The organism is Actinoplanes oryzae (assembly GCF_030757795.1).
Lineage (GTDB): Bacteria > Actinomycetota > Actinomycetes > Mycobacteriales > Micromonosporaceae > Actinoplanes.
The window spans coordinates 71,088-80,439 of sequence record NZ_JAUQWH010000017.1 but is presented as its reverse complement, the minus strand read 5'-3'; the positions used below and the strand labels follow the sequence as shown (position 1 = coordinate 80,439).

Annotated in this window: 10 protein-coding genes; 3 read left to right on the top strand and 7 right to left on the bottom strand. The window is 74.2% G+C overall.

What is annotated here, in order from left to right; genetic code table 11:
• Together RBH18_RS09000 and pheT are read left to right on the top strand one after the other, a co-directional pair.
• Positions 1-622, top strand: a 622-nt coding sequence (locus RBH18_RS09000; RefSeq protein ID WP_306205660.1) for a phenylalanine--tRNA ligase subunit alpha, incomplete at its 5' end; no start/stop codon positions are given.
• Positions 623-627: 5 nt separating this feature from the next.
• Positions 628-3,096, top strand: a complete 2,469-nt coding sequence (gene pheT / locus RBH18_RS08995; RefSeq protein ID WP_306205658.1) for a phenylalanine--tRNA ligase subunit beta — start codon at positions 628-630, stop codon at positions 3,094-3,096.
• A gap of 152 nt (positions 3,097-3,248) precedes the next feature.
• Here pheT and RBH18_RS08990 read toward each other — a convergent pair whose 3' ends face one another.
• From RBH18_RS08990 to RBH18_RS08970, 5 genes are all read right to left on the bottom strand, one after another.
• On the bottom strand, positions 3,249-4,340 hold the full coding sequence (locus RBH18_RS08990) for a hypothetical protein (protein WP_306205656.1): 1,092 nt from the start codon (positions 4,338-4,340) through the stop codon (positions 3,249-3,251).
• On the bottom strand, positions 4,337-4,807 hold the full coding sequence (locus tag RBH18_RS08985; protein ID WP_306205654.1) for a sigma-70 family RNA polymerase sigma factor: 471 nt from the start codon (positions 4,805-4,807) through the stop codon (positions 4,337-4,339). The genes RBH18_RS08990 and RBH18_RS08985 overlap by 4 nt, the downstream gene beginning before the upstream one ends.
• A gap of 72 nt (positions 4,808-4,879) precedes the next feature.
• Entirely contained in the window at positions 4,880-5,965 is a 1,086-nt protein-coding gene (locus tag RBH18_RS08980; RefSeq protein WP_306205651.1) for a hypothetical protein, read from the bottom strand.
• Entirely contained in the window at positions 5,962-6,420 is a 459-nt protein-coding gene (locus tag RBH18_RS08975) for a SigE family RNA polymerase sigma factor (protein ID WP_306205649.1), read from the bottom strand. The genes RBH18_RS08980 and RBH18_RS08975 overlap by 4 nt, the downstream gene beginning before the upstream one ends.
• Positions 6,421-6,506: 86 nt before the next feature.
• Entirely contained in the window at positions 6,507-7,112 is a 606-nt protein-coding gene (locus tag RBH18_RS08970; protein ID WP_306205647.1) for a LysR family substrate-binding domain-containing protein, read from the bottom strand.
• Here RBH18_RS08970 and RBH18_RS08965 point away from each other — a divergent pair.
• A complete protein-coding gene (locus RBH18_RS08965; protein ID WP_306205646.1) occupies positions 7,111-7,620 on the top strand; it encodes an SDR family NAD(P)-dependent oxidoreductase in 510 nt (169 codons plus the stop codon). The genes RBH18_RS08970 and RBH18_RS08965 overlap by 2 nt on opposite strands.
• Here the strand turns inward: RBH18_RS08965 and RBH18_RS08960 are convergent.
• Positions 7,613-8,371: an SAM hydrolase/SAM-dependent halogenase family protein gene (locus RBH18_RS08960; protein WP_306205644.1), complete on the bottom strand. Its 759-nt coding sequence runs from the start codon at positions 8,369-8,371 to the stop codon at positions 7,613-7,615. The two genes, RBH18_RS08965 and RBH18_RS08960, sit on opposite strands and share 8 nt — an antisense overlap.
• Before the next feature lie 10 nt (positions 8,372-8,381).
• Positions 8,382-9,344, bottom strand: a complete 963-nt coding sequence (locus tag RBH18_RS08955) for a sialidase family protein (RefSeq protein ID WP_306205643.1) — start codon at positions 9,342-9,344, stop codon at positions 8,382-8,384.
• Positions 9,345-9,352: the final 8 nt, after the last annotated feature.

The window sequence follows — 9,352 nt, the reverse complement described above, 5'->3', positions numbered from 1 at the left end:
CCCCGAGCTGGAGCTCGAGTGGGCCAACTTCGACGCGCTCAACATCGGCCCCGACCACCCGGCGCGCGGGCTCATGGACACGTTCTACGTGGACCTGCCCGGCCTGGTCATGCGCACCCACACCTCGCCCGGCCAGGTGCGCACGATGCTCGGAGGCGAGCTGCCCATCCACGTGGTCAGCCCGGGCCGGGTCTACCGGACCGACGAGCTGGACGCGACGCACAGCCCGGTGTTCCACCAGATCGAGGGCCTGGTCGTCGACGAGGGCATCACGATGGCCCACCTCAAGGGCACCCTCGACCACTTCGCCAAGGCGATGTTCGGCCCGGACGCCCGCACCCGCTGGCGCCCGCACTACTTCCCCTTCACCGAGCCGTCGGCGGAGTTCGACGTCTGGTTCGCCGGGCACCGCGACGGCCCGCGCTGGGTCGAGTGGGGCGGCTGCGGCATGGTCAACCCGCGCGTCCTGACGGCGTGCGGCATCGACCCCGAGCGCTACTCCGGCTTCGCGTTCGGCATCGGCGTGGAGCGCACGCTGATGTTCCGCAACGGCGTGAGTGACATGCGCGACATGGTGGAGGGTGACGTCCGGTTCACCCGCGACTTCGGTATGGCGGTCTGAGGAAGATGAAGCTCTCCCTGTCCTGGCTCCGCGAGTACGTGGAGCTCCCGGCCGGTCTCGACCCGGCCGACCTGGAACGCAAGCTCGTGGACCTCGGCATCGAGGTCGAGTCGGTCGTGGACCAGTCCGCCACCGTCAAGGGCGGCCTGGTCGTCGGCCGGGTGCTGGAGATCGAGGAGCTGACCGGCTTCAAGAAGCCGATCCGCTTCTGCCGCGTCGACGTCGGCAACCCGGCGGCGCAGGAGATCGTGTGCGGCGCCCGCAACTTCGCGGCCGGCGACCTCGTCGTGGTAATCCTGCCCGGCGGCGAGCTGCCCGGCGGCTTCCACATCGGCGCCCGGAAGACGTACGGCAAGCAGTCCAACGGCATGATCTGCTCGGCGGCCGAGCTGGGCCTGTCCGGCGACCACGACGGCATCATCGTGCTGCCGCCGGAGTCCGCCGTGCCCGGCACCGACGCGCGCCCGCTGGTCGGCCTCGACGACACGATCGTCGAGGTGGAGATCACGCCCGACCGGGGCTACGAGATGAGCGTGCGCGGCATCGCCCGCGAGCTGTCCTACGCGTACGACGCCGCCTACACCGACCCGGGACGCCCGGCGACCTCCGCGGCGACCGAGCTGGTCCCGTACGAGGTCCGCGTCGACGACACCGTGGGCTGCGACCGGTTCGCGGCCCGCGTGGTGCGCGGCATCGACCCGTCGGCGCCGTCGCCGGAGTGGATGCAGCGCCGGCTGATCACCGCGGGCATCCGTTCGATCTCGCTCGCCGTCGACATCACCAACTACGTGATGCTCGAGCTCGGGCAGCCCATGCACGCCTTCGACCTGAGCCTGCTGCGCGGCGGGCTGGTCGTCCGGCGGGCGCACCCCGGCGAGAAGCTGACCACCCTGGACGGCGTCGCCCGCGTGCTCGACGCCGAGGACATGGTGATCTGCGACGACTCGGGGCCGATCTCGCTCGCCGCGGTCATGGGCGGCGAGACCAGCGAGGTCCAGCCGGACACCGTGGACGTGCTGCTCGAGGCCGCCCACTGGGACCCGGTCATGGTCGGGCGCACGGCCCGGCGGCACAAGCTGTTCAGCGAGGCCGCGAAGCGCTGGGAGCGCGGCGTCGACCCGCAGCTGCCGCTGGTCGCCCTGGACCGCGCGGTCGAGCTGCTGACCACGCACGCGGGCGGCACGGTCGACGAGCGGATCCTCGACCTCAACCACGTGACCCCGCCCGCGGTGATCACGCTGCCCGCCGACCTGGCCACCCGCCGGATCGGCGTGCCCTACTCCGCCGAGCGGGTCGCGGAGATCCTCACCCGCATCGGCTGCACGGTGACCAGCGCTCTCGACGTGACGCCGCCGTCGTGGCGACCGGACCTCGTGGCCCCGATCGACCTGGTCGAGGAGGTGGCCCGGCTCGGCGGCCTCGACGCCATCCCGAGCATCCTGCCGCCGGTCCTCGGCGGGGGCAGCCTCACCCCGGCCCAGCTGCGCCGCCGCTCGGTCGGGCGGGCCATGGCCGAGAACGGCTACGTCGAGGTGCTGTCGTACCCGTTCGTGGCGCCCGGCGCGGCGGACGCGTTCGGCCTCGAGCCGGCCGACCCCCGGCGCAGCGCGGTCAAGCTGACCAACCCGCTGTCCGAGCAGGAGCCGCTGCTGCGCACCTCGTTGCTGCCGCCCCTGCTGGCCACGCTCAAGCGCAACCTCGGCCGGGGCGAGCGCGACCTCGCCCTCTACGAGACCGGCACGGTCTTCCTGCCGCACCTGACCGCGACGGCCCCGCCGCAGCTCGGCGTGGACCACGGCCCGTCCGACGAGGACTGGCAGGCGGCCAACGCCGTCGTCCCGGAGCAGCCCTGGCACCTCGCCACGGTCCAGACCGGCGACGCGGCCCCGGCCGGCTGGTGGGGCGAGGGCCGCCCGGCCACCTGGTCCGACGCCGTCCAGTCGGCCCGCGTGGCGATCGCGGCGGCCGGCCTTGCCGAGGACCGCATCACCGTGCGGGCCGCGGAGTACGCGCCCTGGCACCCGGGCCGCTGCGCCGAGATCCTGGTCGACGGCGAGCCGGTGGGCCACGCGGGCGAGCTGCACCCGGCCGTCCTCGAGGCCCTCGAGCTGCCGAAGCGCACGGTCGCGATGGAGCTCGACCTGGACAGGCTGCCGGCCACCCCGGTCACGCAGGCCCCGGCCATCTCCACCTACCCGCCGGCGCTGATCGACGTGGCGCTGCTGGTGCGCGCGGAGGTGCCCGCGGCCGAGGTCGAGGCCGCCCTGACCGCCGGTGCGGGAGACCTGCTCGAGTCGGTGCGGCTCTTCGACGTGTACGCGTCGGAGCAGCTCGGCGAGGGCGTGAAGAGCCTCGCCTACAAGCTCACGTTCCGGGCTGCCGACCGTACGCTGAAGGTCGAGGAGGCCGTGGCGGCGCGCGACGCGGCCGTGGCACTGGCCGCCGAGCGCACCGGAGCGACGCTGCGCGGTTGACGGAAACGGGGCGCCTCGTGCCGGGGCGCCCCTTTCCCGGCATCAAGGCCGCAGGGGGATCGTCGCCGCGGCGGCCCCGCTGATCGCCGGCAGCATCGCGGCGATCGCGGGCGGTGCTCTCCTGGCCGGATCGCACCGCCCCCGGCGCTCGCTCAGCTGACCGGCTTCGTCCAGGAGCCCGGCGACGTGCAGTCGTCCACCGTGGCACCGGCGACCATGGTCTCCAGGTCCGCGCGGGTGATCGCCGTCTTGTCCTTGACGCTGACGACGAGGCCGCAGGTGCCCAGGGCAACGGTCAGGACGCTGGCGCCGGGCCGAACTATGTAGGGGCCGCTGTCGGTCTCGTAATAGTGGGCCGGATGTCCCGCGACAGTGGTGTCGAACTCGCCGGCGTGACCGGGCCGGTCGGTGGTCGCCTCGGTCCAGTTGACCGAGCCGACCTGCCACACCTCGATCCTCAGCGGAGTGCCCTCCCGGGGACCACGGATGAACCCGATGTTGACCGCCGGCGTCGCGCCGCCGGCGCCGAAGCCGAGCTTGGCGTAGGCATCGACGGTGCTGACGTCGCTGAAGGTCAAGGGCAGGTCGCCGGGGATCCGGGAGAAGTGCACGGGCACGCCGGCCTCCTCCGGCGTCCCGAGCCGGACCTCCTCGGCCGTCCGCACGAGCCGCTCCCGGGTCGTCGCCTCGTCCTCCCGGCCGATGTCGCCGTTGACGACGGTGACCCACGCGCCGGAGGCGTCCTGCCAGCCGACGGTCAGCACCCCGGGCGGCACATCGGGGCTGAAGCTCTCGATCGTGGTGGTGCCCCAGAAGGCGGGATGCCCGCCGACGGTGATCTTCTCGCCGCGCTCCAGCGCCGAGCTGTCGTACGTGCCGGGGTCGTAAACGCGGACCACGGCGAACCCGTTGCGCCTGCCGTCCGGCGACGGGAGCATCCACTGCATCGTGCCGTCGGAGCCGCGGCGCCAGACGGACGTCGAGCCGGCGGCCGGGCGGACCGTCAGCTGCCCCGGCTTCCGATAGGCCGGCGCTGCCGGGGGCGGCGGAGGCTCGGCCTGCAGCCGGGTCACCGCTACCACGGCCACCGCCACGAGACAGGCACTCACGGCGGCCGCCGTCACCCGGCGCCGGCGGCGGATGCGCTGGGCACCGGCGTGGATCCGGCCGGTCATGCCGGTGCCGTCGGAGGCGGTGGCGGCACCCCGGTCCAGGGTGCGCCGCAGGTCGTCGGTCGTGGTCATGACAACATCCCTTCCCGGGTGAGGGTGATGCGCAGGGTGGCGAGGGCGCGGCTCGCGTACGCCCGGACCGTGCTCGTGCGGCAGCCGAGCACCTCGGCGATCTCGTCGTCGCCGAGGTCCTCGTAGAACCGCAGCACCACGACCGCCCGTTGCTGCCGGGGCAGCGTGGCGAGCCGGGCCCACAGCTCCGGGTCGCCCTCCGGCGCCACCGGCGCGGCCTGCTCGTGCCGGTCCAGCGGCACGAGCCGGAACCGCCGGCGCCGCTTCCGGGACAGGAACTCGTTGGTGACCATGGCGCGCACGTAGGCGTACGGCTCCTCCAGCCCGCCGATCCGCTTCCACCTCACCAGCGCGCGGGTCAGCACCTCCTGCACCAGGTCGTCGGCCTCGGCCCTGTCACCGCAGAGCACCGTCGCGTATCTCAGCAGCGCCCGTAGTCGCGCCGCTATGAAGTCGTCGAACTGCATCCGGGTCCCTTCCGTCGCGCCCCTCAACGCCCGGAGGCCCCGGCCCGCTGCGCCCGCCCCGGCTGTTCACGTTCAGTTCACCGGGCGGGTCCAGGTGGCCGTCGAGTCGCACGCGTCGAAGGTCGCCCCGGCGACCATGGCTTCCAGCTCCGCCCGGGTGATCGCCCTGCGGTCCCGGACGATGATGTCGATACCGCAGGAGCCCGTGTCGACGAGCAGCTTGCTGCCCTCGCCGGTCTCGGTGTAGCGCGCGGGGTGGCCCGCGACCGTGGTGTCCAACGGCTCGTGGATCAGCTCGGTCCAGTTCACCGACGTGGTGGACCAGGCGGTGACGAGAAGATCCTCGTCGACGATCATGCCCGTCACCACGGCGAGCCCGAACTTCGGCGCCGGGTCCCCGCCGAACCGGAGCGTGGCACGCGGACCGGCCTCGTCCGCGCCGGCGAACGTGATCGGCAGCCCGTCGGGGATCGCCGGGAAGTGCATCGGCACCAGGACGTCCTCGGGCGCCCCGAGCCGGACGTCGGCTGCCGCGGCCAGCAGCACCGGCCCGATGTCCGCGGAGCCCGGGCCCTGTCCGGCATTGCGGTCGATCACGGTGACCCACGGCCCGGAGGGATCCTGCCAGCCGACGGTGTCCGCCTCCACCACTCGCGGGGTGGGGTCGTAGCCGGTGTCCGTCAGGGTGTAGACGTCGACCGGGGTCATCGCCCGGTAGGCCGCGTGCCCGCCGACCGTGATCCGCTCGCCGCGCTGCAACGCCGTGGCGTCGTACGTGCCGGGGTCGAAGACGCGGACGAGGACCTTGCCGCGCTTGCCCGCCTGCTCCGTGGGGATCATCCACTGCATGGTGCCGTCGATGCCGCGGCTCCAGACTAACGCCGAGCCGGCTGCCGGGCGTACGGTCAGCGTGCCGGGCTCCCGGGAGGGCTGGATCGCCGGCGGCGCCGGGGGAGTGGCGCGCAACCGCGTGACCACCTGCGGGACCACGACGGCGACCACCAGGACGAGGCAGGCGCTCACCGCCACCGCGGCGACCCGGCGGCGGCGCCGGATGCGCCCGGCCCGCGCCTCGACCCGGGCGGCCAGGCCCGCGTCCGTCGTGGCGGTGCCGGCCCGCAGCTCCATCGACCGCCGCAGCTCCTCGACCGTGCTCATGACACCACCCCTTCGCTGGTGATCGCGATGCGCAGGGCAGCCAGGCCACGGCTCGCGTGCGTGCGGACCGTGCCGGGACGGCAGCCGAGCACGCCGGCTATCTGCTCGTCGCTGAGATCTTCGTAGTACCGCAGCACGAGTACCGCCCGCTGCCGTCGCGGCAGAGTGGACAGTCGCGCCCAGAGCTCGGGCCGCAGCACCTCCGGCTCGGGCGGCGCGGCCGGCTCGTGCCTGTCCAGCGGCACGAGCCGCCGCCGCGACAGGAACTCGTTGGTGACCATGGCGCGCACGTAGGCGTACGGCTCCTCCAGCTCACCGATCCGCCGCCACCGCATGAGCGCGCGTGTCAGCACCTCCTGCACGACGTCGTCGGCCTCGGCGCGATCGCTGCACAGCACAGTCGCGTACCTCGCCAGCGTCGGCAGCCGCGCCGCCACGAACTCCTCGAACCGCATCCCGGGTCCTCCCCGTAGCCCAGCGTCGCGCCCTCAACGCCCGGGCCCCGCGATCCGCAGAGCCGGTCCACAATGTTCACTCGGCGTTAACCGCCGCCGGCGAGATCCGGGCTGGTGCCGAGGTCGTCCGCCACGGCGAGCAGCGCGGCGCTGGGTCGTTCCGGATGCCAGGCCAGCACGGTCTCGGCCCGCTCGCCGGCGAGGGGCACGAACACCACGCCGCTGCGCCGGATGCTGATCGCCGAGCGGGCCAGCCGGGTCACGCCCACCCCGGCGGCGACGAGCCCGAGCAGGCTGGCGGCGTCCCCGGCCCGCTGCACCACCCGGGGCGCGTAGCCCGCCGCGACGAACTCCTGGTCGTACTTGGCGTGCCACGGCGGCCACGACTCGCGCGGGGTGAGCACCCAGTCGTCGCCGGCCAGATCCGCCAGCACGAGCGACGAGCGGCCGGCGAGCCGGTGTCCTTCGGGCAGCACCGCGCACACCGGCTCGGTGACCACCGTGCGCGTCGCGAGGTCCGGCACCAGCGGCGGCCGGGTGAAAGCGCCGTGGAACCGGCCCTCGCGCAGCCCGGTCACCAGCTCGCCGATCGGCACCGACCGGGTGGTCAGCTCCAGCCCGGGCAGCCGCTCGCGCAGCGCACGGACGACCGCCGGCAGCATGTAGTTGGCCGTGCCGAGCTGCGAGCGCATGTTCTTCGGGGCGGTCGCCGTGACGAAGGCGGCCCTGCCGGTCCTGCGGGCGCGGGGCGGCGGCGCCATCGTGCAGGTCAGCTCGATGGGCGGCCAGGTGTCGGTGCCCGGCTACGGGGCCTACTGCGCGGCCAAGTTCGCGCTGGAGGGTCTCTCCGAGGCGCTCGCCGGGGAGGTCGCGCCCTTCGGGATCCGGGTGCTGATCGTGGAGCCGGGCGCCTTCCGCACCGAGTTCGGGGGCAGGCGCCTGCACCGGTCGCGGCGCCTCGATGCGTACGAGACGTCGGTCGGGCCGACGCGGCGGGCGGTCGACGGGATGGACGGCACCCAGCCGGGTGATCCGCGCCGTGCCGCCGAGGCGATCGTCGAGGTGCTCGGCAGCCCGGAGCCGCCGCTGCGGCTGGCACTCGGGGACGATGCCGTGGACGCGATCGCCGCCACGCACGGGCAGCGGGGGCGGGAGCTGCGCACCTGGGAGAAGGTGAGCAGGAGCACCGGGCTCAGGTGACGATCTCGACCGGGGTGCCCGCGGCCGGGTGGCCGAAGAGCTCGGCCGCGTTGCCGCCGCGGGCGAAGAGCTCGTAGCAGGGGCGGCCCGACCAGCCCGAGCTGCCCGGGGCGAAGGAGACCGTGCCGGCCGGGACGGTGAAGACGCCGTCGCTGACCATGGCGTCCGCGGTGGTGGCGCCGATGCGGACGCGGACGGTGGTGCCGGTCTCGGCCGGTGCTTCGTGCCAGGTGGTCTTGAGGTTGCCGTAGCCGTCGGTGTAGACGACCGCGCGCTCGGGCGCCGGGGCGACCGTCACGGGGTCGCCGAGCAGGCCGTCGTCGCCGTGGACCAGGCCGGCGACGGCGTCGGGGAAGACGTCGCGGGAGCGGAACTGGGAGCCGGCGTCGGCCACGGCGACGGCGCGGAGCGGGACACCGGCGTCGGCCAGGAACGACAGGCTGGCGCCGGCCGCCACGCCGACGACCAGGACGCCGGAGTCCAGGCGGGCGGTGACGAGGCGCTCGCCGGCGTTGTCCTCGCGGGGCTCGTCCTCGTCCTGGCGGGGCGCGACGTTGGCGTAGATCACGCGGTCGGCGGGGCCCTGCCCGAAGGCCAGCTGCGCGACGCAGAAGCCGGCGCTCACCGTGTCGAAGGGCGGCACCGGGATCGCGGCCACGTCGGCGCCGGGCAGCAGGCTCGCGAACCGCTGCCGCACCTCCGCGAAGGCCAGGTCACCGACACCGTAGTCCGCCACGATCGTCAGGAGCATGCCCCCCAAGCTACGCCGGAAAGTCGGGCGCGCCGCTGAAAACTCCCACCACCGTGGCCGCCGGGACGTCGAACCCCAGCGTGAGGAAGCGGCCCGGCGCCACCTCGGCGCTCGACGGGTTCGCCTGGTCGTGGTGGCCCGAGTCGTAGAGCTGCACGTCCGGGTAGCCGTCCCACGGACCCTCCGGCCGGCGCACGATCCGGCCCACGGTCTCGCGCCGGGACGAGAAACGCTTCGACAGATCCCCGTACGTGACCAGCACCTCGCCGGAGCCCAGCAGCAGCGCGTGGTGCGAGGACGCCGGCAGGTCCGTGGGCTCGGCGGCGCTCCACGTGTGACCCTCGTCGGCGGAGCGGGCGATCCACGCCACGTCACCGGTCGTGCGGATCAGGGCGACCACCTCGCCGCTGCCCAGCACGGTCAGCGTGGGCTCCTGGAAGTTCACCCCCTCGCGCGCCGCGAGCACCGAGACCGTCCATGTGGCGCCGCCGTCGGTGCTGCGCGCGACCGTCGCCTGCTCCCACGTGCCGCCGGGCTGCCGTCCGTACAAGGGAAGGAGCAGGTCTCCACCCGGGAGCTGGACCGCCGCGCCGTGCGACGCCGTCTCGCCCGCCTGCACGGAGTCGCCCCAGGTCACGCCGCCGTCGGTGCTGCGGCGCACGAAGGTGCCGAGGTCGGTGTGCGGCTCGGTGGCCCAGTCGAGCACGAACCAGCTGAGCAGCACCGACCCGTCGGCGAGCACCGCCAGCTTGGGGTCGCGGTCGTCCCAGGGCCCGTCCACCGCCGTGCGGGGGCGCCCCCACGTCCGCCCGCCGTCGGTGCTGTCCACGACGCGGATGCGGCCGTCGGAGCGCACGTGCCCCGCGCCCTCGCGGTAGGTCGCCAGCAGCGTGCCGTCCGGCAGCCGCACGAGGTCGGGGAAGTGGGCGAGCAGGCCGGGCTCGGCGTGCGCGACGGTCACGGTGGGGAACACGATCGAAC

What these genes read in the sequence shown, in the direction of transcription:
- pheT (WP_306205658.1), top strand. Translation starts at nt 628, where the DNA reads ATGAAGCTCTCCCTGTCCTGGCTCCGCGAGTACGTGGAGCTCCCGGCC.
- RBH18_RS08990 (WP_306205656.1), bottom strand. Translation starts at nt 4,340, where the DNA reads ATGACCACGACCGACGACCTGCGGCGCACCCTGGACCGGGGTGCCGCC.
- RBH18_RS08985 (WP_306205654.1), bottom strand. Translation starts at nt 4,807, where the DNA reads ATGCAGTTCGACGACTTCATAGCGGCGCGACTACGGGCGCTGCTGAGA.
- RBH18_RS08980 (WP_306205651.1), bottom strand. Translation starts at nt 5,965, where the DNA reads ATGAGCACGGTCGAGGAGCTGCGGCGGTCGATGGAGCTGCGGGCCGGC.
- RBH18_RS08975 (WP_306205649.1), bottom strand. Translation starts at nt 6,420, where the DNA reads ATGCGGTTCGAGGAGTTCGTGGCGGCGCGGCTGCCGACGCTGGCGAGG.
- RBH18_RS08965 (WP_306205646.1), top strand. Translation starts at nt 7,111, where the DNA reads ATGTTCTTCGGGGCGGTCGCCGTGACGAAGGCGGCCCTGCCGGTCCTG.
- RBH18_RS08970 (WP_306205647.1), bottom strand. Translation starts at nt 7,112, where the DNA reads ATGCGCTCGCAGCTCGGCACGGCCAACTACATGCTGCCGGCGGTCGTC.
- RBH18_RS08960 (WP_306205644.1), bottom strand. Translation starts at nt 8,371, where the DNA reads ATGCTCCTGACGATCGTGGCGGACTACGGTGTCGGTGACCTGGCCTTC.